The 25346-nt window shown below is 70.1% G+C and carries 22 protein-coding genes; 5 read left to right on the plus strand and 17 right to left on the minus strand.

The genetic code is table 11. The features are described 5' to 3' along the window. Positions 1 to 122: 122 nt before the first annotated feature. From EST92_RS15215 to EST92_RS15245, 7 genes are all read right to left on the minus strand, one after another. Complete coding sequence (locus EST92_RS15215; protein ID WP_129281475.1) at positions 123 to 1703, minus strand: MFS transporter; 1581 nt, start codon at positions 1701 to 1703, stop codon at positions 123 to 125. Between the two features lie 93 nt (positions 1704 to 1796). After that, positions 1797 to 2819, minus strand: a complete 1023-nt coding sequence (fbaA, locus tag EST92_RS15220; protein WP_129281476.1) for a class II fructose-bisphosphate aldolase — start codon at positions 2817 to 2819, stop codon at positions 1797 to 1799. A 213-nt stretch (positions 2820 to 3032) separates the two neighbouring features. Further along, complete coding sequence (pyrE, locus tag EST92_RS15225) at positions 3033 to 3575, minus strand: orotate phosphoribosyltransferase (RefSeq protein ID WP_006604647.1); 543 nt, start codon at positions 3573 to 3575, stop codon at positions 3033 to 3035. 10 nt (positions 3576 to 3585) lie between these two features. After that, positions 3586 to 4479 carry an aldose 1-epimerase gene (locus EST92_RS15230; RefSeq protein WP_129281477.1) on the minus strand — a complete coding sequence of 298 codons (894 nt, stop codon included), beginning with the start codon at positions 4477 to 4479 and terminating at the stop codon, positions 3586 to 3588. 94 nt (positions 4480 to 4573) lie between these two features. Beyond that, positions 4574 to 5503: an SRPBCC domain-containing protein gene (locus tag EST92_RS15235; RefSeq protein WP_129281478.1), complete on the minus strand. Its 930-nt coding sequence runs from the start codon at positions 5501 to 5503 to the stop codon at positions 4574 to 4576. A gap of 162 nt (positions 5504 to 5665) precedes the next feature. After that, the gene (locus EST92_RS15240; protein WP_129281479.1) at positions 5666 to 7390 is read right to left on the minus strand and encodes a polyamine aminopropyltransferase; all 1725 of its coding nucleotides are present in this window, start codon (positions 7388 to 7390) and stop codon (positions 5666 to 5668) included. A gap of 277 nt (positions 7391 to 7667) precedes the next feature. After that, the gene (locus EST92_RS15245) at positions 7668 to 8189 is read right to left on the minus strand and encodes a DUF2617 family protein (RefSeq protein WP_129281480.1); all 522 of its coding nucleotides are present in this window, start codon (positions 8187 to 8189) and stop codon (positions 7668 to 7670) included. Between the two features lie 818 nt (positions 8190 to 9007). Here EST92_RS15245 and EST92_RS15255 point away from each other — a divergent pair. After that, complete coding sequence (locus tag EST92_RS15255) at positions 9008 to 10186, plus strand: pyridoxal phosphate-dependent aminotransferase (protein WP_129281482.1); 1179 nt, start codon at positions 9008 to 9010, stop codon at positions 10184 to 10186. A gap of 60 nt (positions 10187 to 10246) precedes the next feature. Here the strand turns inward: EST92_RS15255 and EST92_RS15260 are convergent, their stop codons facing one another. From EST92_RS15260 to clpB, 6 genes are all read right to left on the minus strand, one after another. Continuing rightward, positions 10247 to 10963, minus strand: a complete 717-nt coding sequence (locus tag EST92_RS15260; RefSeq protein ID WP_129281483.1) for a hypothetical protein — start codon at positions 10961 to 10963, stop codon at positions 10247 to 10249. 81 nt (positions 10964 to 11044) lie between these two features. Then, positions 11045 to 11422 (minus strand): hypothetical protein, encoded by a 378-nt coding sequence (locus tag EST92_RS15265; protein ID WP_254068825.1) that lies wholly within the window; start codon positions 11420 to 11422, stop codon positions 11045 to 11047. Further along, positions 11419 to 12426, minus strand: a complete 1008-nt coding sequence (locus EST92_RS15270) for a hypothetical protein (RefSeq protein ID WP_129281484.1) — start codon at positions 12424 to 12426, stop codon at positions 11419 to 11421. The genes EST92_RS15265 and EST92_RS15270 overlap by 4 nt, the downstream gene beginning before the upstream one ends. Next, a complete protein-coding gene (locus EST92_RS15275) occupies positions 12423 to 13019 on the minus strand; it encodes a hypothetical protein (protein WP_129281485.1) in 597 nt (198 codons plus the stop codon). The genes EST92_RS15270 and EST92_RS15275 overlap by 4 nt, the downstream gene beginning before the upstream one ends. Positions 13020 to 13279: 260 nt before the next feature. Next, on the minus strand, positions 13280 to 13816 hold the full coding sequence (locus EST92_RS15280) for a YbjN domain-containing protein (RefSeq protein WP_129247837.1): 537 nt from the start codon (positions 13814 to 13816) through the stop codon (positions 13280 to 13282). Positions 13817 to 14052: 236 nt separating this feature from the next. Then, the gene (clpB, locus tag EST92_RS15285; RefSeq protein ID WP_129281486.1) at positions 14053 to 16683 is read right to left on the minus strand and encodes an ATP-dependent chaperone ClpB; all 2631 of its coding nucleotides are present in this window, start codon (positions 16681 to 16683) and stop codon (positions 14053 to 14055) included. A gap of 235 nt (positions 16684 to 16918) precedes the next feature. Between clpB and EST92_RS15290 the strand changes: the two genes are divergently transcribed. The 3 genes from EST92_RS15290 (at position 16919) to EST92_RS15300 (ending at position 18419) form a co-directional block, all read left to right on the plus strand. Beyond that, complete coding sequence (locus tag EST92_RS15290) at positions 16919 to 17500, plus strand: Uma2 family endonuclease (protein ID WP_129281487.1); 582 nt, start codon at positions 16919 to 16921, stop codon at positions 17498 to 17500. A gap of 29 nt (positions 17501 to 17529) precedes the next feature. Next, positions 17530 to 17934, plus strand: a complete 405-nt coding sequence (locus EST92_RS15295; protein WP_006604634.1) for a pyridoxamine 5'-phosphate oxidase family protein — start codon at positions 17530 to 17532, stop codon at positions 17932 to 17934. Positions 17935 to 18014: 80 nt separating this feature from the next. Then, a complete protein-coding gene (locus tag EST92_RS15300; RefSeq protein ID WP_129281488.1) occupies positions 18015 to 18419 on the plus strand; it encodes a hypothetical protein in 405 nt (134 codons plus the stop codon). An 80-nt stretch (positions 18420 to 18499) separates the two neighbouring features. On the opposite strand, the gene EST92_RS15305 is transcribed toward EST92_RS15300, so the two are convergent. Genes EST92_RS15305 through dnaK form a run of 4 tightly spaced genes read right to left on the minus strand, consistent with a single transcriptional unit; the run spans position 18500 to position 22675 of the window. Further along, a complete protein-coding gene (locus EST92_RS15305; RefSeq protein ID WP_006604632.1) occupies positions 18500 to 18952 on the minus strand; it encodes a helix-turn-helix domain-containing protein in 453 nt (150 codons plus the stop codon). Position 18953: 1 nt separating this feature from the next. Then, on the minus strand, positions 18954 to 20120 hold the full coding sequence (dnaJ, locus tag EST92_RS15310; RefSeq protein ID WP_129281489.1) for a molecular chaperone DnaJ: 1167 nt from the start codon (positions 20118 to 20120) through the stop codon (positions 18954 to 18956). Between the two features lie 45 nt (positions 20121 to 20165). Then, the gene (gene grpE, locus EST92_RS15315; protein WP_129281490.1) at positions 20166 to 20825 is read right to left on the minus strand and encodes a nucleotide exchange factor GrpE; all 660 of its coding nucleotides are present in this window, start codon (positions 20823 to 20825) and stop codon (positions 20166 to 20168) included. Beyond that, positions 20822 to 22675, minus strand: a complete 1854-nt coding sequence (gene dnaK / locus EST92_RS15320; protein WP_129281491.1) for a molecular chaperone DnaK — start codon at positions 22673 to 22675, stop codon at positions 20822 to 20824. The genes grpE and dnaK overlap by 4 nt, the downstream gene beginning before the upstream one ends. Positions 22676 to 22963: 288 nt before the next feature. Here dnaK and EST92_RS15325 point away from each other — a divergent pair, with 288 nt between their 5' ends. Next, positions 22964 to 25231, plus strand: coding sequence for a (Fe-S)-binding protein (locus EST92_RS15325; protein ID WP_129281492.1), 2268 nt, complete (start codon positions 22964 to 22966; stop codon positions 25229 to 25231). The last annotated feature ends 115 nt before the right edge of the window (positions 25232 to 25346 follow it).

The following is a 25346-nucleotide window of genomic DNA, read 5'->3' on the forward strand; positions in this document are numbered from 1 at the left end:
GGGTGGGACCGGCCCGGGTGCGGACGGGGGTCGCGGCGGCTCACCGGCTGCCGCTCCCGCCCGGTGGCCGCTCCCGCCCGGCTGCCGCTCCCGCCCGGTGGCCGCTCCCGCCCGGCGGCCCCTCACCGGCTGCCGCTCCCACCTGGCAGCCCCTCGCCGCCGGCCGGTGGCCGCTCCGCCTCCAGCGCCGGGGCCTCGCCCGGATCCAGCGGCGGTGCACTCACCCCGCAGTGGTAGACGCACTCCGGGTGACACCGCTCCGCGGGGGCCGGCTCGGCGGCCCGCAGCGCCGGGGTGCGCACCGTCAGCCAGGCGATCAGCCCGCCGACCACCAGGATCCCGGCACACAGCGGCATCGCCCGCCGGAAGGCCGCCCCGAACTCGTCCGCCGAGCGGTAGGCCTCCGGGCCGATGCCCGCCAGCAGCGGCAGCGCGGCGACCGCCATCAGGCTCGCGGCCCGGGCCGCCGCGTTGTTGATGCCGCTGGCCAGGCCCGCCCGGTCCACGTCCACCGACGCCAACACGGTCGAGGTCAGCGGGGCGACCAGGGTCACCATCCCCGCGCCCAGCACCACCAGCGCGGGGAGCACGTCGGTGAGGTACGAGGCGCCGCGGCCCGCCCGGGTCATCAGCAGCATCCCCGCGGCACACAGCAGCGGCCCGACGGTGAGCGGGATCCGGGGCCCGATGCGCTGCCCCAGCGCCCCGGAGCGGGCGGACAGCAGCAGCATCAGCACGGTGGTGGGCAGCAGCGCCGTACCGGCCTGCAGCGCGGAGTAGCCCACCACGACCTGGAGCTGGAGCACGGCCAGGAAGAAGAACCCGCCGAAGGCGGCGTAGACGCACACCGTCACCACGTTGACCACGGAGAACAGCCGGATCCCGAAGATGGCCGGCGGCAGCATCGGGTCCGGGCTCCGCCGTTCGACCTGGAGAAAGAGCACCCCGAGCAGCACCCCGATGACGGCGGGCAGGATCACGCCCGGCGACGCGCCCCCGTCCGGCGCGGCGATCAGCGCATAGGTCACCCCGGCCAGCGCCAGCGCCCCCAGGACCGCGCCCGGTACATCGAAGCCACGCCGCTCGCGGGCGTCCCGCTCCCGGGTCTCCGGTACGTGCCGCAGCGCCACCGGCACGCACACCGCCGCCAGCGGCACGTTCAGGAAGAACACCCAGCGCCAGCCGGCGCCGTCCACCAGCCAGCCGCCGATGAACGGGCCGACGGCCGCGGCCACCCCGCCGAGCCCGGACCAGGCGCCGACCGCCCGCGCCCGGTCGTCGGGGTGGAAGACAGCCTGGATCAGCGCCAGCGAGCCGGGGGTGAGCAGCGCACCGCCCACGCCCTGCAGCGCCCGGGCCGCGATCAGCACCCCGGCATGCGGCGCGAGCCCGCACAGCAGCGAGGCCGCGGCGAACCACACCACGCCGATCACGAACACCCGGCGCCGGCCGAACCGGTCGCCGAGCGCACCGCCCAGCAGGATCAGCGAGGAGAGGGTGAGCATGTAGGCGGTGACCGTCCACTGGAGCACGGCCAGATCGGCGTTGAGATCCTCGCCGATCCTGGGCAGGGCGACATTGACGACGGTGCTGTCGAGCATCGCCATGCCGGACCCCAGCACGGCCGTCGCCAGCACCCACCGGCCCTGTGCCGAGGTCAGCCGGACGCCGCCGGGAGCCGTGGACTCCTGCCGTGCACTCATACCGCGAGCTTGCCCGGCGGCAGGGCGCTCTGCACGGCGAAGACCCCGCATCTCTCCCGGAGACGCGGGGCCCTCGGACCCGTAAGGGACGGGCTACTTGATCTTGGTGCCGGCCGAGCGCAGGTGGGTGCAGGCCTCGGTGACGCGCTTGGCCATGCCGGCCTCGGCCAGCTTGCCCCAGCTGCGCGGGTCGTAGGTCTTCTTGTTGCCGACCTCGCCGTCGACCTTCAGCACACCGTCGTAGTTGCGGAACATGTGGTCCGCGACGGGGCGGGTGAAGGCGTACTGGGTGTCGGTGTCCAGGTTCATCTTGACCACGCCGTTCTCCAGCGCCGTGGCGATCTCCTGCTCGGTGGAGCCGGAGCCGCCGTGGAAGACGAAGTCGAACGGGGCGGACTTGCCGTACTTGGCGCCGACGCCCTCCTGGAGGTCCTTCAGCAGCTCGGGGCGGAGCACGACGTTGCCCGGCTTGTAGACGCCGTGGACGTTGCCGAAGGAGGCGGCGAGCAGGTAGCGGCCCTTCTCGCCCAGGCCGAGCGCCTCGGCGGTGCGCAGCGCGTCGTCGACCGTGGTGTAGAGCTCGTCGTTGATCTCGTGGGTGACGCCGTCCTCCTCGCCACCGGTCGGGGTGATCTCGACCTCAAGAATGATCTTGGCGGCGGCGGCCTTGGCGAGCAGCTCCTGGCCGATGGCCAGGTTGTCGGCCAGGTTCTCGGCCGAGCCGTCCCACATGTGGGACTGGAAGAGCGGGTTCTGGCCCTTGGCCACGCGCTCCGCGGAAATGTCCAGCAGCGGGCGAACGTAGCCGTCGAGCTTGTCCTTGGGGCAGTGGTCGGTGTGCAGCGCGACCGTGACGTCGTACTTGTCGGCCACGACGTGGGCGAACTCGGCGAGCGCGACCGCGCCGGTCACCATGTCCTTCTTGTACTGGCCGCCCAGGAACTCCGCACCACCGGTGGAGATCTGGATGATGCCGTCGCTCTCGGCCTCGGCGAAGCCACGCAGCGCGGCGTGCAGCGTCTGCGTCGACGTGACGTTGATGGCCGGGTAGGCGAACTTTCCTGCCTTGGCCCGGTCCAGCATCTCGTTGTAGACCTCGGGGGTTGCGATGGGCATCTGTCCGCTCCTTGTGTGTGGGTATGCGCTCTTGGCCCTGACCAGGGGGCGAGGACTTCGCCGAGCACATCTTCCCAGACGAGGCCCCTCGGGCCGCATCGCCTGCCCGGCCGTCTCGCACAGTGGGCGGCCGGTTTCACGTGAAACCAGCCGCCCCTCGACAAACCCGCAGTTCAGAGCCGTTGCGCACGCCGGAGCGGGCTCGGCCGGACCTCAGCCCAGGCCGAGGTCACCGAGCTGGTAGCCGGTGAGGTACGGCAGACCCGCCTCGGCGATGGCCGACGCGGCGCCCCGGTCCACGATCGTCGCCACCGCGACGACCTCGGCGCCCGCCTCCCGCGCCGCCTCGACGGCGGTCAGCGGCGAGCCGCCGGTCGTGGAGGTGTCCTCGACGACCAGGACCCGGCGGCCCGTGATGTCCGGGCCCTCGATACGGCGCTGCATACCGTGCGCCTTCTGCGCCTTGCGGACGACGAAGGAGTCCAGCCGCCGGCCGCGCGCGGCGGAGGCGTGCAGCATCGAGGTCGCGACCGGGTCGGCACCGAGCGTGAGCCCACCGACCGCGTCGTAGTCCAGCTCGGCGGTCAGGTCCAGCATCAGCTGACCGACCAGCGGCGCGGCCTCGCCGTCCAGGGTGATCCGGCGCAGGTCGATGTAGTAGTCGGCCTCCTTGCCGGAGGAAAGCGTCACCTTGCCGTGCACCACGGCCTTGTCCTTGATCTGCTGCAGCAGCGCACCGCGCACGTCGTCACTCATACGCACGAGCTTATGCGGTCTCCCCGGACAGGCTCCGCCAGCTCCAGGTCATGGAGATCTCCAGCGGGTCGATGGGCGTGACCAGGCGCGGCATGGTGTTGAGGCCGTTCGGCGGCCCGGACTGCGGCTCGACACAGACCGCGGCCTCCTGCTCGTCGTAGACCACCACCCACTCGGCACGGCTGCTGATCTTCAGCTGCAGCCGGCCCGGCCAGGTGAGCGTGGCCTCGACGCCCCGCGGCATACCGAAGCAGTCGTCCCAGGGGCCCGGCGTCGGCGGGATCCGCCGACCGGTCGGGAGATGGTCCTCGCCCCGCTCCTCCTGCCACTCGGGCGCGAAGTCGAGACGGACGTCCTCGCCGCCCTCCCCCAGGTTCCGCCGGAACCAGGGGTGCCAGCCGGCCTGGGCGGGGAAGGAGTCATCGATCGTCTCGATGCCCATGGTCAGGGTGAGCGAGCCGCCGTCCTCGGCGAGTTCGACGAGCTGGGTGACCCGCCCCGGGTACGGCCAGGGAGCCGCCGGATCGGTGAGCTCATAGGTGAAGACCGCCTCCGTGGCGCTCGAACGCGCCGTCCGCCAGCGGAGGTTGCGGCCGGTGCCATGGATGGCATGCGGTGCGGCATTGAGCGGCATCTGGTGCAGTTCACCGCCGCCGTGCGCCCCCGCCCCGAGGGCGACACCGCTGCGGAACTGCCCGTGATCGAGCCTGCCGCACCACGGAACCATCGGGAAGCAGCCGTAATGGTCGCCTTGCCGCAGCAGCTCCGTACCGCCGACGCGGAGGCCGGCGATCCGGCAGCCGTGGTCCGGCCGGACGATCACTTCGGCGTCTCCGGCGGCCAGCCGTACGCCCTCCGGCGCCTCGGCCCGCGCTGCGCTCTGCGTGGTGTTGTCGGTACTCACGGAAGCGACCCTAAGGGCTGTCCCGTCATCCCTGGTGGATCAGCGCACGCCGCCAAGCACTGCGCTCACTCCGCCTCGGCTCGTCACAGCAAGGTCAGCGGCGTCGGCGCAGCACCCGGCCGACGACCACGGCGGACGCCAGCACGACCGCGGCGGCGGGCGCCGCCCAGCGCAGCGTCATCGAGGTGGCGTTCGGCTCCGGCGCCGGCACCGGGGCGTACCGCCCGCGCGGCGGGGCGTGGTCGACCTCCTCCGCGCTGCGGCCGATCATCGTCCGGCGGGCGTGCGCGGCCTCGGCGGGGGCGATCCCGTCCTCGTCATGGCCGTACGCGTGCTCGGGGCGCGCCTCGTGCGCGGCGTGGAAGGCGTCCGCCGCGTCGTCCACGTCGAGGTCCTCGACGGCATCGAGGTCCTCGGCACCGGCCACCTCACCGATGTCCGCCGTCCCGAGGGCGTCCTCGTCACTGAGCGCATCCAAGGACGGCGGCAGCACCTCGGCGTCGGACACCCCGGGCACCGGACCGGCCTGACCGTCCTCCCCGGACGCCTCCGCCACCGGCCGCTGCCGCAGATCCTCCGTGAGGTGCTCCGCGAAGCGGTCCAGCAGCCGGCGGCCGGCGGCCGCAGCGGACTGGTCGGTGGCCTCGGCGAGCCGGCCGTCGCTGTGGACCGTGCCGGAGCAGACCAGTCGTGTACCGGGACCCGGCTCGGTGGCCGGGAAGAGCCGCAGGGTCAAGGACAGCACCGCCGCCCCGTCCCCGCGCGACTCGGCGCCCTTCGCCTCGACGGCCACCACGGCCGCGGCGTCGTCACCGGGCTCGACGTCCGCGGCGGCGACCGTCAGCGAACCGCGGTAGGTGATGGTGGAGCTTCCGATACGTAGCCGCAGCCGTCCCTCCGGGCGCCGGGGGACCGCCTCGGCATCGAGCTGGACTCCTGGGACACAGCGCGCCACCCGCTCGGGCTCGGTGAGCGCCTGCCGCACGGTCCCGACGGGAAACGGAACGTACACCTCATGCTCCATGACATGGGAGCCTACCCAGCGCGCCCGCACCCGTGCCCGCCCGCGCAAGGTTTTCCGCGCACCGGCCCGCACCCGCACGCTCCGCCACCACGGCGCCTCACCCAGAGGCGCTCCCGGATCCGGTGGGCGCCCGCTCGATCCAGAGAGCGCGGACGTATCAGCTCACCCCAGATAGCGCGGATGTATCAGCGTCGACGCCGGCAGCCCCGGGATCCGGCCCCGGGCCACCCCACGCCGGCCGGCCTCCAGTTCCTCCCGGCCCAGGCCCCCCAGCGGGGGTGCGTCGGGCGCCAGGCCGAACCGCGGGCGGTGCCGCGCGGCCAGGACGAAGCCCCAGTAGCGGCCCCGGCCGGCCGAGGGCGCGGCGGCGGGCACCTCCGCGTCCACCAGCGGCAGGGGCTGCGCCGCGCGGTCCGGGCCGCCGTAGAAGGACGCGGGCTGGCCGGGCAGGCGGTACGGCACGGTCGCCAGACCCACCGAGCGGACGGTCGCCTCCACCGTCCAATACAGCCGCGCCCGCTCGACCGGCGGCCCGGCGTGCACCACCAGCCGCCCGTCCTCGGCCAGCATCCGCGCCGCGAGGCCGTAGAACTCCTGGGAGTAGAGCTTGGTGCTCGCGGCGATCCCGGGGTCGGGCAGATCGGAGACGATGACGTCGTACGGGGCCGGCCGCCGGCCGCCGCCGCGCATCCCCTGCTCCCGCAGCCAGTCGAAGGCGTCCTCGGTCACCACCGTCACCCGCGGATCGCTGAGCGAGTGCCGGTTGAGCCGGGAGAGGCCGGGGTCGGTCCGCGCCAAATGCAGGACACCCGGGTCGAGTTCGACGACGGTCACCGAGCGGACCGAGCGATAGCGGAGGATCTCGCGCACCGCGAGACCGTCGCCGCCGCCGAGGACCAGCACCCGGTGGTGCGGGCCACCCGCCATCGCCGGATGCACCAGCGCCTCGTGGTAACGGAACTCGGTCTCCGCGCTGACCCGCAGCCGGCCGTCCAGATACAGCGCAAGCGGCCCGCCGGAACCTTTCCTCCCCCGCCCCCCGCCGGCCCCGCCACCCGTGCCGCCGGTCATCACCACCTCCTGGATGCCGGTCTGCACCGCCACCCGCGCCGAGGAGCCGTACACCGCCTGCCGGGCGGCCCGTTCGAACGGCGTGGCCAGCACCATGCCCGTGGCCAGCAGCGCGAGGACCAGGGCATTGGCGCCGAGCAGCGCCCAGCGGGCGCGGGCGGTCAGATCGCGGCGGAAGAGCCACAGCACCAGCACCCCGCCGGCCACCGCGTTGACGCCGCCGGTGAGCAGGGCGCCGGTCAGCTGGCCGAAGCTCGGCAGCAGGAGGAAGGGAAACGCCAGGCCACCGACGAGCGCGCCGACATAGTCCGCGGCGAAGAGGTCGGCGACCGCACCGCCCGCGTCCTGCCGGCGCACCCGCTGGATCAGCGTCATCAGCAGCGGCACCTCGGCGCCGATCAGGATGCCGATGGCCAGTGAGAAGCCGACGAGCGCGGAACGGGACTGGCCGAACCACGCGAAGCAGGCGTACAGCGCCATCGCGGAGGCGCCGCCGACCAGGGCAAGGCCCGCCTCGACCGCCCCGAAGCCGACCGCGGCCCGACACCGCAGCCGCTTGGCGAGCAGCGCACCGACGCCCATCGCGAAGACCATGACGGACAGCACGACGGATGCCTGGGTGACGGAGTCGCCCACCAAGTACGTGGCCAGGGCGACGAGTTCGAGCTCATAGACCAGACCGCAGGCGGCGCAGACGAAGACGACGCCGAGGACAAGCAGCCGGCCGAGACCGGCCGGCACGGGCAGCCGCGCCGGTGTCAGGTCCTCCGGCGGCCCGACGACTCCGGTGGGAGCGGGCTCTGGCGGGTCGATCATGCGTGAACGTTACGTGACGGTTCCGTACCTCTCCGTCACCCACACGAGTACAGTCTGCGGGCCCCGCACGGGAGTTGAGGCCGGGGCGCCGCACACGGCACCGCAGGGGCACCCGCACCGCGCAGACCGCGCGCACGCCAGCCTTCACGCCCCGCCGGACCTCCACGCCCCCAGCCCGGACCGCCACGCCCCCGGCGCAGCACCCTCGCGCTCCTCGCACCGCCCACGCCCCCACACCCTCCTGTCGACCGGACCGGTCACTTTCGCCCGGCCGCCGCTAGACCGCCGCGACCGCCGCACGTACGCCCACGCGGGTGCGGGTGGCCACCAAGCGGCCCTCCTGCGGATACGCGTGCCAGGTCCGCCAGCGCACCTGCCCCTGCTGACACTGCGCCAGCATCGCCGTGAAGGCGTGCGGCGAGCCGGGGAACGTACCGGCGAGGCCGTGCGGATGCTCGGCCACCAGCGCCAGCAACTCCTGCGCCCGCCCGGCGAACGAGCCGCGCGAGAGGTTCTCCACATGGGCGGCGAACTCGTACTCCCAGTCCCCCAGCCGCTTCGCCACACCGAGTGGCAGCGGTGTGCTGCTGCCCGGCATACAGGCGACCGTTTCGGAGCACGTGCCGCGCTCCTCCTCAAGAAGCACCTGGTGAGAGGCGCCGAGCAGCCTCAACTGCAGCTGCACGCCGTGGAGTTGGAGGTCGAGTACGGCGAGCGCGGGCAGGGGTTCCCTGCCCAGCGCCCAGGCCAGGTCGGATGCACGGGTATCGGTGTACGCCGTCGTCAAAGTGGTGAGCATGGGTCGGCTCCGCAAGCACGCAGTGGAATGGTGGGCCGGCCCGCCCAAGAAGGATCAGGAATGTACGACTGCCTGCCGGCTCGTGCCCACGCGGGATCGGAGAACGTGGGGAATTCTCTGATGAAGAGGGAATCATGAAAGTCCGGTCGCCCACAGCACTTTTACCCATCTCCCCCCGGGTTTACATCCGCTCGGGGGCCTTGCAGTTCAGTTGTTCAACACCCATACGTAAGGCGGGCGTTGAGGCTTCCCTCCACGCCCGCCGTGCGCATATGCGGCAGCGATGAGCCACCCGCATAGTGCGGTGTGAGCGGCCCGCCGGCGGGTCAGGAACCGCCGCCTCCGCCACCGCAGCCACCACCGCCACCGCAGCCACCGCCCCCGCAGGAGTGGCCGCCGCCGCACCCGCCGTGGTGGCCCCCGCCGTGTCCGTGGTGCCCGCCGCCCGAGCCCCCGTCACCGCCGGCCCACCAGCTTCCGCCGGCCGCACCGCCGGAGCTGCCTCCCCGCCCGGCGCCGCTGCGCGCAAACCCTGCCACCAGCCCGATGACCGCCGCGCAGATCACGAGGAACATCACGATTCCCATGTGCCTCACACTCCTTTCGTTCCCCCGAAGCGTGGGGCACCCCCCACGCCCTTTGGGCAGTGGGGGCGCATCCGCTCCGTCCGGCGCCCCGTGCGCCGCGCCGGCGCCGTCCCGCGCCGGTGGCCGTCCTCGTCGACGGCCGTCACTGTCCTTCGTGCGGGCTGATGCCCCGGCCGCGCGGTCTCAAAGCACAGTTGAGGAACTCCAGAGGTTCGGCGGAGGATGGCGGGCATGGACCGACCGCTGCTCAACCGCCGCCTCGCCGAATTCGGCACCACGATCTTCGCCGAGATGTCGGCACTCGCCGTACGGACCGGCTCCATCAACCTCGGCCAGGGCTTCCCCGACGCCGACGGGCCGGAAGAGGTCAGGGAGGCCGCGGTGCGCGCCCTGCGCGACGGACGCGGCAACCAGTACCCGCCCGGCCCCGGCATCCCGGAACTGCGCACCGCCGTCGCCGCCCACCAGGAGCGCTTCTACGGACACCGCGGCCTGTCGTACGACCCCGACACCGAGGTCCTGGTCACCGCGGGCGCCACCGAAGCCATCGCCGCCGCGCTGCTGGCACTGCTGGAGCCGGGCGACGAGGTCATCGCGCTGGAGCCGTACTACGACTCGTACGCCGCGTGCATCGCGATGGCGGGCGGCCGGCGCGTCCCGGTGACCCTGCGCCCGGACCCGGAGGCCGGCGCCTACCGCCTCGACCTCGACGAGCTGCGCGACGCCGTCACCGACCGCACCCGCCTCATCCTCCTGAACACCCCGCACAACCCCACCGGCACGGTCCTGTCCCCCGAGGAACTCACCGAGATCGCCCGCCTCGCCGTCGAGCGCGACCTCCTCGTCATCACCGACGAGGTCTACGAGCACCTGGTGTTCGAGGGCGCGCATCTGCCGCTCGCCTCGTTCCCCGGCATGCGCGAACGCACGGTCACCATCGGTTCGGCCGGCAAGACCTTCTCCTTCACCGGCTGGAAGGTCGGCTGGGCCACCGCGCCCCCGGAGCTGATCAACGCCGTCCGCTCGGCGAAGCAGTTCCTCACCTATGTCTCCGCCGGCCCGTTTCAGTACGCCGTCGCCGAGGCGCTCGCCCTCCCCGACGACTACTTCACCGGACTACGGGACGACCTGCGGGCCAAGCGCGACATCCTGGCCCACGGGCTGTCCGAGGCCGGCTTCCGCGTCTACCGGCCCTCCGGCACCTACTTCATCACCACCGACATCCGCCCCCTCGGCCACGACGACGGCTTCGCCTTCTGCCGCGCCCTCCCCGAACGCGCCGGCGTCGTCGCCATCCCCAACGCCGTCTTCTACGACCACAAGGAGGTGGGAGCACCCTTCGTGCGGTTCGCGTTCTGCAAGAGCCCCGAGGTGCTCCAGGAGGCGGCAGACCGCTTGAAGCGTCTCTGACGGCAGCCGGCCAGGGCCCCGGCCGTCGTCACGGCCGGGGCAGCACGCCTCCCCACCGACTCACTGCGGAGCGAGCGGCATGGCCTCGAAATCCTCGAAGAGGTAGGCATAGACCTGCGCGAGATAGGCCCGCAGCTCCCGCTGGTCGGGGAAGCGCACATAGGTCAGCCCGAACCACTGCTCCACCGTCAGCGGCTCGTTCGTCACGAGGTGCATGAGCCCCGCGCGAATCGTTTGCCGGTAATCGGGCCAGGCCGCATCGAATGTCCCCCGCAGCATGCCGAGATCGTCGACGGCCTCGACCCCGAGAATTCCCGCACAGAAATGCAGAAAGCGGCGGTCGATGCCGGGTACGTCCAGCCCCAGGTCGGCCAGCGGGGCGGTGACCGGGTCTATCTCCTCGTATCCGCCCGGGTACGGGTAGAGCGTGGTGTTCCGCAGGTCGGCGTCGTTCTCCGGCCCGTCCTCGTTCTCCAGTTCCTGGGCAGGGCGATAAACCCCGTACAGCAGGCCGCGCGTCGAGAAGTCCGCGTAGACGTAGTTCACTTCACCGCTGGGGCTGTACGGCCGCCGGGGATCGATGGTGATCGCCGTGGCCTTCCCCAGGCAGTTCTCGCCCTCTCCGTAAACGGCCTCGAACGGCAGAATCGGCGAGAGGTCGTGATTCTTCAACGCCGCCGCACGCAGGGCGTCGTCCGCTTGGACCATGGCTTCCTCGGTGTCGAAACGGCTCGCCCACGGGCCGGTGCGGGGCGGCAGCTCGTCGCGGATCGACATGGGGGTGGGACTCCGTCCGTGAAGGTGGGTGGCGTGAGCGGGGATCGTCTTCGCATGGCCCGGCGGCGCACCGGGCCACCGTTACGTCCAGAACTTCTCCGGCGGCGGCGCCTCCGGGTCCGGGGCCACGGGGGGCTCCTTACGGTCGCCGTAGAAGTAGTCGTAGAGATCCTGCAGGTAAGCGTACAGACGGTCGTCCTCCCAAAAGGACACTCCCGTCATCAGCGCCCACTCCGTCGGGTCGGCCGGCCGCTCGCGCAGCAGGTATTCCAACGCCTCCCGCAGATGTCGGGCGAAGGGCGTGTCTCGGAACACCTCGCCCTTCTTTTTGTCGGTTCGGATCACACTGCCCCTGGCCCGAGCAATATCGTCAATGAACTCGACATTGAGTGTAATCCTGAAAAATGTACCGACGTCCCGATCCTCCACAAAGTGTGGGATATCTTCTGGGAAGCTCATGCATTGCGCTCTTTCACTGGCTGCGGAAACATCGTCACCATTCTGTGTCCTCCATTACCGTCCGGTCTGAAGACTGCGACTATCTTCGCTCCCTGAAAGTCCACCGGCCGGTAGTTCATACTCCCGTCCGGAAGAAATGGCTTATTCCGATCTATATAGAAGCCGCGGAATCGCTCGTGGTGATCGGTTCCGGGGCCCCAAGCCTCCTCGGGCGAGAATTCGACCGGTTTGGGGTCTGTGGGATCCAGCCGGCTCCGGGCGTACCGTTCAGCATGCATGAACGCCTCGTCCTGGCCAGGACCGAAGGCCGTGGAGAAGGCGTCACACTTATGCTTCCGCGACGGGTCCTCCGCATCCATGTAAAGATCGTCCCCCTTGAGCCGTTCTCTGGCATTCGGCCCGTGCGCAGGATCGATCTTCTCGTCCGTCTGGAAGTATCCATCCCCGTTCCGATGAAACCGTGGGTTTCCATGAGCGTCGCTGAGGGGATTCTTGTTCCCATCCACGATCCGTATGGGCTTGCCCAACCTCTCCTTCAGCATGTCGTCGGTCGGATCGAGGTGCCGCTGCGGCCCGTGCCCCTGCCTACGAAGGTCATCGACGTGTTCGGCGACACGCTCCCGGTGCTTGTCTCGCAAGCCGTCCTCGCCCAGCACCCGCTGACCGAGCTTCAGGTGAACCGCGTCCCGCTCGTCCTTGTGACGCCGCAGGTTCTTGCGTATCGCTTCCTCGGCCTCGTCGATGTTCTTCCTGCTGATGTCCAGCCCGTGCCCGATCGACCGGTGCCCCCTGGCCATGGCCTTGGACATGTCCGTAATCATGGAATCGATGATCGGGCGGACGGCCTTCTCCACGATCATCCCGAATCGGCCCTTGCCGAGCAGCCTGCCGCGCGTTTTGGCGTCCAGATTGCTGCTGTGGCTCTCCACCCGCTCCGCATGCCCATGGGCATCCTTGGCCGCCTTCGCCATGTGCCCGGTGTCGGCCCGGAACCCCTTGCTCATGCGGCACCCCCCGCGGCACCGAGCGCCGCGTCAACGCCCTTGAAAACAAGGCCTGACACAGCCTTTTCGATCTCGGCCTGGAAGGGCTCGATCGCCATGGAGACCAATTCGGCGATGAGGACGTCCTCGATCTCCTGGATGACCTCTCTGACGATGCGTTTGCCGACCTCGATGGCTGCCGCCTCGGCAGCCGCGGCGATGCCGAGCGTCGCTACCGTGGCGGCGGCCGCGGCCGCCATCTCGACGGCGGTGATGACCAGTTGGGCAATGACCACGCCCTTGGCCACGACCACGCCGGTGGCCGTCACCTCCAGTGCCGTCGCCAGCACGTCACAGCAGTTGGTCAGAACTGTCAGGTGTTCACCGGAGGCCTGGCCCCATCGGCTGAGCAAGGCGTCGTAGGACGCGCCCTCGTAGGCGTCCGCGAGGCCCTTCAGCAGGGAGTCCGTACCGTCGTGGGACTCCTTCAGCCCCTGCCCGAACTCCCGCACGTGCCCGGCCCAGGCCCGCAGCTCGTCCTCGTCGATGTCGGGCCATTCCAGGCCCATCAGCTCCATGATCCAGACGACTTCACCAGGCAGCTCGATGGACACCGCCGGCCTCCCCCCTTGGCTCCGCGTCCGCTCAACTCCGGACGTGCGGACGAGCAATGAACGAAGCAGGGTTCCACAGGGAGTCAAAAATGATCAAGTCTGACCGGGAGTGACAACGCTCGGAGACCGGTAGGCGCGGGACGGCCACGAGGCGTGCCCGACGGTCGACGATGACCGCCCCCACGCCCAGACAGACGCGGGCCCCGGAGCCTCAAAGCTCCGGGGCCCGCGCAGCAGGGTGGGTGTGGGACGGACGGGGCTCAGGCCTCGTCGTCACCCGGCTTCTGGTCGGAGTCGCCTTCGATCTCGGCCTCCAGGCCGAGCTGCTCGACGATCCACTTGTCGAATTCGATCGAGGCGCGAACCCAGCTGACCGTGCTCGACACGAAGTGTTCGAGCGAGACACCGGTGCCGATCAGCATCGATGCTTCACCGATCAGACGGACCGTGCCGTCGTCGTGGGTGTGGGTGTAGGCCTTGGGCCACAGCGTCCGGCGGTTCCAGTCGTCGATCGCCTCCAGCAGCTTCGACTTTTCGTCGATGCCGTGGGGACGGTCGTAGAACGTACGAACGGAGAAGAGCTGCTGCTCCTCCTCGCCCCGGAACATGAAGTACGTGCGGAACTGCTCCCACGGGGCGGCGAGGTCACCCTCCTCGTCGACGACGTACTTCAGCTCCATCTGGTCGAGGAGCTGCTTGACCAGGTCCTGGTCTGGCACGACGGGACCATCAGGCCCCGACGGCTCGGGTTCGGGCTGGCCCCCGAAATTCGGAATCGAGGACGGGTCGATGCTCACCGTGGAATTCCCTTCGTATGGACCCTGCCATCCTCCCCCACATCCGCCCCGTACTGGCAACCCGGGACGAGGTGGATGCGGGCAAGGTGTCGGGCAAGGACACGACCACGCGGTGCCCGTCGGGCGGCCACCGGCCGTGACGGCCCTGCGGGGCGGCCCGGCGGTACGCCCCGCCCGTGCGGCCCGGCACCCGGGCCGGCGCGCGCCCGCCGGGTGCCACGGCCGCAGCGCCCCGGTCAGCCCGCGCCCTGCCCCACGGACTCCACAGACAACTGGTCGCCGTCCACATCCACCCGCACGGTGTCCCCGTCGAGCACCTCACCGGCCAGGATGGCGCGGGCGAGCGGGTCACCGATGGCCGTCTGGACCAGGCGGCGCAGCGGGCGGGCGCCGTAGGACAAGTCCGGCGCGGGGGCGTCGGGGACCGGCTCCTGGCCGAGCCAGGCGAGCCAGGTCAGGGCGCGGTCGGTGACGTCCAGCGTCAGCCTGCGGTCGCCGAGGCGGCGCTGCAGATGGTCGAGCTGGATCCGGGCGATCCGCTGCAGCTGGTCGGTGCCGAGCGGATGGAACACCACCACGTCGTCCAGGCGGTTGAGGAACTCGGGCCGGAAGGAAGCCCGGACCGTCTCCAGCACCTTCTCCTTCTTCTCCTCCTCCTTGAGCAGCGGGTCCATCAGGAAGCCGGAGCCCAGGTTGGAGGTCAGGATGAGGATGGTGTTGCGGAAGTCGACCGTGCGGCCCTGGCCGTCCGTGAGCCGCCCGTCGTCGAGGACCTGCAGCAGGATGTCGAAGACCTCGTGGTGGGCCTTCTCCACCTCGTCCAGCAGCACGACGGAGTACGGACGGCGGCGCACCGCCTCCGTGAGCTGGCCGCCCTCCTCGTAGCCGACGTAGCCGGGCGGCGCGCCGACCAGCCGCGCGACACTGTGCTTCTCGCCGTACTCCGACATGTCGATCCGGACCATCGCCCGCTCGTCGTCGAAGAGGAAGTCCGCGAGCGCCTTGGCCAGCTCGGTCTTGCCGACGCCGGTCGGGCCGAGGAAGAGGAAGGAACCGGTGGGGCGGTCCGGGTCGGCGATCCCGGCGCGGGTGCGGCGTACGGCGTCGGAGACCGACCGTACCGCCTCGGTCTGGCCGATCAGCCGCTTGCCGAGCTCCTCCTCCATCCGCAGCAGCTTCTGGGTCTCGCCCTCCAGCAGGCGGCCGGCCGGGATGCCGGTCCAGGCGCCGACCACATCCGCGATGTCGTCGGGGCCGACCTCCTCCTTGACCATGGACTCCTTGGACGCCTCCTGCTCGGCCTCGGCGGCGGCCGCCTCCTCCAGCTCGTGCTCCACGCCCGGGATCTCGCCGTAGAGCAGCTTGGAGGCGGTGTCGAAGTCGCCGTCGCGCTGGGCGCGCTCGGCCTGGCCGCGCAGCTCGTCGAGCTTCTCCTTGAGGGCACCGACGCGGTTGAGGCTCTGCTTCTCCTTCTCCCACCGGGCGGTCAGACCGCGCAGCTCCTCCTCCTTGTCGGCGAGGTCCTTGCGCAGCTTCTCCAGGCGCTGGACGGAGCCGGCGTCGGTCTCGTTCCTGAGCGCCAGCTCCTCCATCTTGAGCCGGTCGACGGCACGCTGGAGCTCGTCGATCTCGACGGGGGAGGAGTCGATCTCCATCCGGAGCCGGGAGGCGGCCTCGTCGACCAGGTCGATGGCCTTGTCGGGCAGGAAGCGGGAGGTGATGTAGCGGTCGGAGAGGGAGGCGGCGGCGACCAGCGCGGAGTCCGCGATCTGCACCTTGTGGTGGGCCTCGTAGCGGCCCTTGAGCCCGCGCAGAATGGCCACCGTGTCCTCGACGGTCGGCTCGGCGACCAGCACCTGCTGGAAGCGCCGCTCCAGCGCCGGGTCCTTCTCGATCCGCTCGCGGTACTCGTCGAGGGTGGTCGCGCCGACCATCCGCAGCTCACCGCGGGCCAGCATCGGCTTGAGCATGTTGCCCGCGTCCATGGACGAGTCGCCGCCGGCGCCCGCGCCGACGACCGTGTGCAGCTCGTCGATGAAGGTGATGATCTGGCCCTCGCTGGACTTGATCTCCGCCAGGACGGTCTTCAGCCGCTCCTCGAACTCACCGCGGTACTTGGCGCCCGCGACCATCGCCCCGAGGTCCAGCGCGACCAGCCGCTTGTTGCGCAGCGACTCGGGCACGTCGCCCTTGACGATCCGCTGCGCCAGCCCCTCGACGACGGCGGTCTTGCCGACGCCCGGCTCGCCGATCAGCACCGGGTTGTTCTTCGTACGGCGGGAGAGCACCTGCACCACGCGGCGGATCTCGTGGTCCCGGCCGATGACCGGGTCGAGCTTGCCCTCACGGGCGGCCGCGGTGAAGTCCGTACCGAACTTCTCCAGCGCCTTGTACGTGCCCTCCGGGTCGGCGTTGGTCACCCGCTGCCCGCCGCGGTTCGCCTCGAAGGCGGCCAGCAGCTTCTTGGCGGAGGCGCCCTGCTGCTCCAGCAGCTCGCCGGTGCGCCCGCCCTTGGCGGCGATCCCGATCAGCAGATGCTCGGTGGAGACGTACGCGTCACCGAGCTCCTTGGCGCGCTGGGTGGCGTCCGCGATGGCGGAGAGCAGATCGCGGTCCGGCTGCGGCGGCGCGACCGTCGAGCCCTGCACGCTGGGCAGCGCGGCGAGCTGGCGGTCGGCGCCGTTGCGCAGCGCCGCGGCGTCCGCCTCGACGGCGGCCAGCAGGTCCATGATGTTCTCGTTGTCCTGCCCGGCCAGCAGCGCGAGCAGGAGATGGGCGGACGTCATGTCCGCATGCCCGGCGGCGACCGCCCGCTCATTGGCGGCGCTCAGCGCCTCCCGGCTCTTGTTGGTCAGCTCGGCGTCCACGTGCTCGTGATCCTCCTCGACTCGTCCTGCCCGGCCTCGGTGCCCAGTCTGGACCCACTTCGGCACATCCTGCACACACCAACATGCGATAAGTTGAGTCTATTCCACTCAAGGCCACGGAGGCGAGCCCCCTCACCGGTTCTCGCTCACTCGTTCGAGGGAATCGGGGCGCGCTCGCAGCGCCCCCCTCCGCGGCGCCCGTCGACACTGGCCTTCGACCACAAGGAGGTGCAGCATGACGGCTACGGCACACGCGCCTATGCCCACCGACGACGAGACCCTCCTGGATTACTTCCTCGCCTTGGAGACGCCCCTGGGCTTCCGAGCCGAGCTGATCGAGGGGGAGATCGTTGTGACACCACCCACGGACGGCACGCATGAGCACTGCTTCAGCGGGATCGTCTCGCAGATCATGCGACAGTCCGAGGTGGACATGGACGTCTCCGGCTACAAAGGGCTCGAGATGCGCCGCGGCGGCAGGTGCCCCAAGAATCACGTGATCCCCGATGCCACCATCGCCCCACGCGCGCTGCGTCTCTTCCGCGGCGCCCCTCCCTGGATGCCCAGCGACGGAGTCGCCATGGTCGTCGAGGTGACATCGAGCAATCCGGAGCGCGACCGGAAGGCCACACGGCACTGCTACGCCCGCGCCGGCATCCCGCTCTACCTGCTCGTGGACCGCAGCAACGCCACGATCACGCTGTTCAGCGACCCCTCCGGGGACGATTACGCGGGACACAACACCACGCCCATCGGCAAACCGCTCCCCCTCCCCGCCCCCTTCTCCTTCGACCTGGAAACGGCCGACCTCCTCTGAGTCCCGGGCCCCGAACTACTCTGGCCCCCATGGCCCATGACCTCAGTGCCCTCAGCCCGGAGTACCTCGCCTTCTGGGGCGAGTACCTGATGCCGACGCTCACCACCCTGCGTCCGGACGGCACGCCGCACGTCGTCCCCGTGGGCGTCACCTATGACGCCGGGCAGCGGATCGCGCGGATCATCACCCGCAAGGACAGCGCCAAGGTCAAGAACGTCCTCGCCGCCGGGGCGGACGGTGCCACGGTGGCCGTCTGCCAGGTCGACAAGGGGCGCTGGGCGACGCTGGAGGGCCGGGCGCGGGTGCGTACGGACGCCGAGTCGGTGGCCGACGCGGTGCGCCGCTACGCCGAGCGGTACGGGCGGACGCCGGCGCCCAACCCTGACCGCATCATGATCGAAATCGCGGTGACCCGCGCCATGGGCCGGGCCTGATCCAAGCGGTACAACCCTCCACCACGGGCCGCCCGCAGGGGTATCGTCGCCCCCACAGTCGCCACGCCCCGGAGGGCACGATGAACTCGGTCCGAGTCACGGCGATCGCCTGCCTGATGCCGCTGTCCGAGCTGGACGAGGATCCGTTCCTGGTCGACGACCGCAGCCAGCACGACATGTGCACCCGGTGGGCGGCGGCCCGTGACTACCACCTCGCCTGCCGCCTCAGCCTGCACCAGCTGCGCGCCGACCACTGCGCGCTGTGGCAGGACGTCGAAGAGGGCCTGGTCGATGTGTTCGTGACGCCCAACCGGCGGGCGCTGGAGAACGCCATCGACGGGGCCGACGAATTCGGCGCGCGGTGCGCCGCGGCCGGCGTCCGGCTGGAGACCGCGGACCTCGACGAGCCGGTCTACACCCTGGCGATGAAGTCGCAGGTGCACCGGCGGCTGTCGATGCCGACCGCGGGATACGGCGGCTGCTGACCACGCCCCGGGACAGCGAAAAGGGCCGGGTTTCCCCGGCCCTTCGCCGCGTCCTGCGCCGGGCGGCCGCCCGGCCGGCCCTACTCGGACCGCTTGGGCCGCCAGACCACCAGCGCGCTGGTCTGCTGCACATCCTGATACGGCACCAGATCGCGCCGATAGGAGGCGTGCACCGCCGCCTCCCGCTGCTGCATCGCGCTGGCCGCGCCCTCCAGGGCGCCCTGGAGCTCGGCGACCCGCTGCTGCAGGGCCGCGACCTGGTTCTCCAGCTCGATGATGCGCTTGATGCCGGCGAGGTTGATGCCCTCGTCCTGGGACAACTGCTGCACCGTACGGAGCAGTTCGATGTCCCGGGCCGAATAGCGGCGGCCCCGCCCGGCCGTGCGGTCGGGCGAGACCAGCCCCAGCCGGTCGTACTGCCGAAGGGTCTGCGGATGCAGGCCGGAGAGCTGGGCCGCGACGGAGATGACGTACACCGGCGACTCTTCGGTCAGTTCATACGGGTTACGACGCTGCCCGCCCCGGCTGTCCATCTCATGCTCCCTTCGCGGCCTGGAACAGCTCCGCCCGCGGGTCCGGCCCCGCGGTCGCCTCGCGATACGACTCCAGCGATGCCTTGGCCTGGTCGCTGAGATCACCGGGGACCAGCACCTCGATGGTGACCAGCAGATCACCGCGGGTGCCGTCCTTACGGGTTGCTCCCTTGCCGCGGGCCCGCATGGTGCGTCCGTTGGGGGTACCGGCCGGTAGCTTCAGCGTCACCGGCGGACCGCCCAGCGTCGGCACCTTGACCTCACCGCCGAGGGCGGCCTCCGGGAAGGTGACCGGCACCGTGAGGGTGAGGTTGTCGCCCTTGCGGCCGAAGACCGGGTGGGCGTCGACATGCACGACCACATACAGATCACCGGCCGGACCGCCCTGCTCGCCCGGGGCGCCCTTGCCGCGCAGCCGGATGCGCTGCCCGTCGGAGACGCCCGCGGGGATACGGACCTGCATCGTGCGGGCACTGGTGGCGCGCCCGCTTCCCTTGCAGACCTCGCAGGCGTCCTGGGCGATCAGCCCCCGGCCCTTGCAGTCGCCGCACGGATCGGTGAGCGAGAACCCGCCGCCCGTGCCCCGGCTGACCTGGCCGGTGCCCACACAGGTCGGGCAGACCCGGGGCGTACCGTTTTTGTCGCCGGTGCCCGAACACGCCTTGCACGGCGCCTGGCTGGACATCCGCAGCGGGACCGTGGCCCCGTCGACCGCCTCGGTGAAGCTGAGCGTCACCTCGGACTCGATGTCCTGGCCGCGGCGCGCATGGGTGCGCGTGCCGGCACCACCACGGTTGAACAGGCCGCCGAACACATCTCCCAGGCCGCCGCCGAAGCCGCCGCCCTGGCCCTGGCCGCCCCCGAAGAGGTCGCCCAGGTCGAAGTTGAAGTTGCCGCCGCCCCCGCCGGGGCCCGGCCGGAACCCGCCGTTGCCGAACAGCGCGCGCGCCTCGTCGTACTCCTTGCGGCGCTTGCTGTCGCCCAGGACGTCGTTCGCCTCGGAGATCTCCTTGAAGCGCTCCTCGGCCTTGGCGTCGCCCTTGTTGGCGTCCGGGTGGTACTCCCGGGCGAGCTTGCGGTACGCCTTCTTGATCTCCGCTTCGGTGGCGTCCTTCGGGACGCCGAGGACCTTGTAGTAGTCCTTCTCGACGAAGTCCTTGGTGCTCATCCCCGACGTCCCTCCTCCCGCGCGGTCTTCTTGTCTGTGCTCACGTCAGCCCTCGTCCGGGCCACCGCTCTCCTCGTCCGAAGCCGTGGCGCCCTTGGCGTCGTCATCGGCTCCGGACTTGGCGCTCTGCGTGCCCGGCTGCGGCTCGGCGACGGCGACCCGCGCGGGGCGGATCGTTCGCTCACCGATGCGATACCCGGGCTGCAGGATCGCCACGCACGTCGTCTCGGTGACATCCGGTGCGTACGAGTGCATCAGCGCCTCGTGGATCGTCGGGTCGAAGGGCTCGCCCTCCTTGCCGAACTGCTGCAGACCCAGCTTGGCCACCACGGTCTCCAGCGATTCGGCCACCGACTTGAAGCCGCCGACCAGTTCGCCGTGCTCACGGGCGCGGCCGACGTCGTCGAGCACGGGCAGGAGCTCGGACAGGAGGTTCGCCGCAGCGATCTCCTTGACCGTGACCCGGTCCCGTTCCACCCGACGGCGGTAGTTCTGGTACTCCGCCTGGAGCCGCTGGAGGTCCGCCGTGCGCTCGTTGAGCGCCGTACGCACCTGGTCCAGCTGCGCCTGGAGCCCTACGTCGGTTACGTCCCCGGCCGGGGCCGAGCCCGCCTTGTCGGCGGACTCGGCCTGCGCCGCGTCTTCGGGAGCGGCGTCAGAGGGGACGTCGGGCTTCTCGTCGAAGCCCGGGGTCTCCTCCGTCACGCGGCACCATCCTTCTTCGGCTTCTCGTCGTCGACGATCTCGGCGTCCACGACGTCGTCCTCGGCCTTGGCCTGCTCGCCGGCGGCGCCCTCGGCACCCTCGGCGGCCTGCGCACCCTGGGCGTCGGCGTACATGGCCTGGCCCAGCTTCTGGGAGACGGCCGCGACCTTCTCGGTGGCGGTGCGGATCTCCGCGGTGTCCTCGCCCTTGAGCTTCTCCTTCAGCTCAGTGACGGCCTCCTCGACCTCGGTCTTGACCTCGCCGGGGACCTTGTCCTCGTTGTCCTTGAGGAACTTCTCGGTCTGGTAGACGAGCTGCTCGGCCTGGTTGCGGGTCTCGGCGGCCTCGCGGCGCTTGGTGTCCTCGTCCGCGTACTGCTCGGCCTCCTGGCGCATCCGGTCGACCTCGTCCTTCGGCAGCGAGGAGCCGCCGGTGACGGTCATCTTCTGCTCCTTGCCCGTGCCCAGGTCCTTCGCGGTCACGTGCATGATGCCGTTGGCGTCGATGTCGAAGGAGACCTCGATCTGCGGGACCCCGCGGGGGGCCGGCGGCAGACCGGTCAGCTCGAACATCCCGAGCTTCTTGTTGTACGCCGCGATCTCGCGCTCGCCCTGGTAGACCTGGATCTGCACGGACGGCTGGTTGTCCTCGGCCGTCGTGAAGATCTCGGAGCGCTTGGTCGGGATCGTGGTGTTGCGCTCGATCAGCTTGGTCATGATGCCGCCCTTGGTCTCGATACCGAGGGACAGCGGGGTGACGTCCAGCAGGAGGACGTCCTTGACCTCACCCTTGAGGACACCGGCCTGGAGGGTGGCGCCGATGGCGACGACCTCGTCCGGGTTGACGCCCTTGTTGGCGTCCTTGCCGCCGGTCAGCTCCTTGACGAGCTCGGCGACGGCCGGCATACGGGTCGAGCCGCCGACCAGGACCACGTGGTCGATCTCGGACAGGTTGATACCCGCGTCCTTGATGACGTTGTGGAACGGCGTCTTGCAGCGGTCCAGGAGGTCCGAGGTGAGCTGCTGGAACTGCGAGCGGGTGAGCTTCTCGTCCAGGTGCAGCGGGCCCTCGGCGGACGCGGTGATGTAGGGAAGGTTGATCGTCGTCTCGGTGGAGGACGACAGCTCGATCTTCGCCTTCTCGGCCGCCTCGCGCAGACGCTGGAGCGCCATCTTGTCCTTGGACAGGTCGACGCCGTGGCCGTTCTGGAACTGCTTGACCAGGTAGTCGACGACGCGCTGGTCCCAGTCGTCACCACCGAGGTGGTTGTCACCGTTGGTGGCCTTCACCTCGACGACACCGTCGCCGATCTCCAGCAGCGAGACGTCGAAGGTACCGCCACCGAGGTCGAAGACCAGGATGGTCTGGTCGTCCTTCTCCAGGCCGTAGGCCAGGGCGGCAGCGGTAGGCTCGTTGACGATACGCAGGACGTTCAGGCCCGCGATCTCGCCGGCCTCCTTCGTGGCCTGACGCTCGGAGTCGTTGAAGTAGGCCGGAACGGTGATGACCGCGTCCACGACCTTCTCCCCGAGGTACGCCTCGGCGTCACGCTTGAGCTTCTGCAGGATGAAGGCGCTCATCTGCTGCGGGTTGAAGCCCTTGCCGTCGATGTCGATCTTCCAGTCGGTGCCCATGTGGCGCTTGACCGACCGGATGGTCCTGTCGACGTTGGTGACCGCCTGGCGCTTCGCGACCTCGCCGACCAGCACCTCGCCGTTCTTGGCGAAGGCGACGACGGACGGCGTGGTCCTGGCGCCCTCGGCGTTGGTGATGACGGTGGGCTCACCGCCTTCGAGAACACTGACGACGGAGTTCGTCGTGCCCAGGTCGATGCCGACCGCACGTGCCATTTCAATTCCTCCAGCTGACTTGAGTGGAACAGGCTCAACAGTGCAGCACCGAGGAAAGCCTGTCAACAGAGGTGAGTCGGCGCCGCTCAACTTTTATATCGCGCTTACCGTCATCACGTCACCAGGAGGACGCACACAAGGCCGCAGAGGGTTGCCTTCGCGACGCAGATCACCGGCCGGGCGGCTTCATGGCACCCGGGAGAATGGGTAACCTCAGCGCAGACCCGAAAAGTTACCGCTTAGTAGTTCCGCTCAGTTTTCCGCTCTCGCAGGTTCGAGGAGCCACCCATGCAACTCGCCGCGATCATCGTGTCGCTGGTCCTAATCGCGGTCGGCGTCGCGCTGTTCGGCCGTGCCCTCCTGCAGATCTACCGCTTCGTGCGGCTCGGTCAGCCGGTGCCCGCCGGGACCCGGACGGACGATCCCAAGCAACGCACGATCACGGTGGTCAAGGAGTTCCTCGGCCACACCCGGATGAACCGCTGGGGCGTCGTCGGGGTGGCGCACTGGTTCGTGGCGGTGGGCTTCTTCTCCCTGCTGCTGACGATCGTCAACGCCATCGGCCAGCTCTTCCAGGCCGACTGGCTGCTGCCGATCATCGGCGAATGGGCGCCGTACAACGTCTTCGTCGAGTTCCTCGGCACGATGACGACGCTCGGCATCCTGACCCTCATCGTGATCCGGCAGCTGAACAGGCCGAACAAGCCGGGCCGCAAGTCGCGCTTCGCGGGCTCCAACATCGGCCAGGCGTACTTCGTCGAGGCCGTCATCCTCATCGTGGGCGTCTGCATCTTCATGCTGCACGCCCTGGAGGGCGCCCAGCACCACGTGGACGGCTACGAGGCCTCGTTCTTCGTCTCGTACCCGGTCGTCTCGTGGCTGGAGGGGATGGACCTCTCCACGCTCCAGAACCTCACGTACTTCTTCGCCGGCCTGAAGATCGCGACGTCCTTCATCTGGATGATCACGGTCGCCCTCAAGACCGACATGGGCGTCGCCTGGCACCGCTTCCTGGCCTTCCCCAACATCTGGTTCAAGCGCGAGGCGTCCGGTGACGTGGCCCTGGGCGCGCTTCAGCCGATGACCAGCGAGGGCAAGCCGATCGACTTCGAGGACCCGGGCGAGGACGACCAGTTCGGTGTCTCGCAGATCGAGCACTTTTCCTGGAAGGGCATCCTCGACTTCTCCACCTGCACCGAGTGCGGTCGCTGCCAGTCGCAGTGCCCGGCCTGGAACACCGGCAAGCCGCTGTCGCCGAAGCTGCTGATCATGGCGCTGCGCGACCACGCCCACGCCAAGGCTCCGTATCTGCTGGCCGGCGGCGGCAAGACCATGGAGGGCGAGGAGAAGGCCACCGAGGAGCAGCTGAAGGACGTCCCGGCCGCCGCCCTGGCGGAGGCCGAGCGCCCGCTGGTCGGCACCCTCGAAGAGGGCGGGGTCATCGACCCGGACGTGCTGTGGTCCTGCACCACCTGCGGCGCCTGTGTGGAGCAGTGCCCGGTCGACATCGAGCACATCGACCACATCGTCGACATGCGCCGCTACCAGGTCATGATCGAGTCCAGCTTCCCCAGCGAGGCCGGCACGATGCTGAAGAACCTGGAGAAGAAGGGCAACCCCTGGGGCCTGGCCAAGAAGCAGCGCCTCGCGTGGACCAAGGAGGTCGACTTCGAGATCCCCGTCGTCGGCAAGGACGTCGAGGACCTCACCGAGGTCGACTACCTCTACTGGGTCGGCTGCGCCGGCGCCCTGGAGGACCGCGCCAAGAAGACCACCAAGGCCTTCGCGGAGCTGCTGCACATCGCGGGCGTGAAGTTCGCGATCATGGGCGGCGACGAGGCCTGCACCGGTGACTCCGCCCGCCGTCTGGGCAACGAGTTCCTGTTCCAGCAGCTCGGACAGCAGAACGTCGAGATGCTGAACATGGCCTTCGGCGAGGACAGCGAGGACGAGTCGACGAAGAAGCCGACGTCCAAGAAGAAGATCGTCGCGACCTGCCCGCACTGCTTCAACACGATCGCGAACGAGTACCCCCAGCTGGGTGGCGAGTACGAGGTCATCCACCACACCCAGCTGCTGCAGCACCTCATCGACGAGGGCAAGCTGATCCCCGTCACCCCGGTAGAGGGCCTGATCACCTACCACGACCCCTGCTACCTGGGCCGCCACAACAAGGTCTACACCCCGCCGCGCGAGATCATCGCCAAGGTGCCGGGCCTGCGGAACGAGGAAATGCACCGCCACAAGGAGCGCGGCTTCTGCTGTGGCGCCGGCGGTGCGCGGATGTGGATGGAAGAGCGCATCGGCAAGCGCATCAACAACGAGCGCGTCGACGAGGCCCTGTCGCTGAACCCCGACATCGTCTCGACGGCCTGCCCCTTCTGCCTCGTCATGCTGACCGACTCGGTCAACGGCAAGAAGAACGACGGCAAGGCAAAGGAATCCATCCAGGTCGTCGACGTCGCCCAGCTGCTGCTTGACTCCGTCAAGACCCCCGTCGACCCGGCGGGCGACGAGGAGTCCGAGGACACCCCCGAGCCGGAGCCGGTGCAGTAACCGCACGGTGACGAGCATTGCCGGCGGCCGGCCCCGTAGTTGCACGGGGCCGGCCGCCGGGGTTTTCCACAGGCTGTGCGGCCGGCGTTGCGGCGCGGCCGGACCGCCGGGGAGC

The sequence above is a fragment of the Streptomyces sp. TM32 genome (genome assembly GCF_004122755.1).
GTDB classification, from domain to species: domain Bacteria; phylum Actinomycetota; class Actinomycetes; order Streptomycetales; family Streptomycetaceae; genus Streptomyces; species Streptomyces sioyaensis.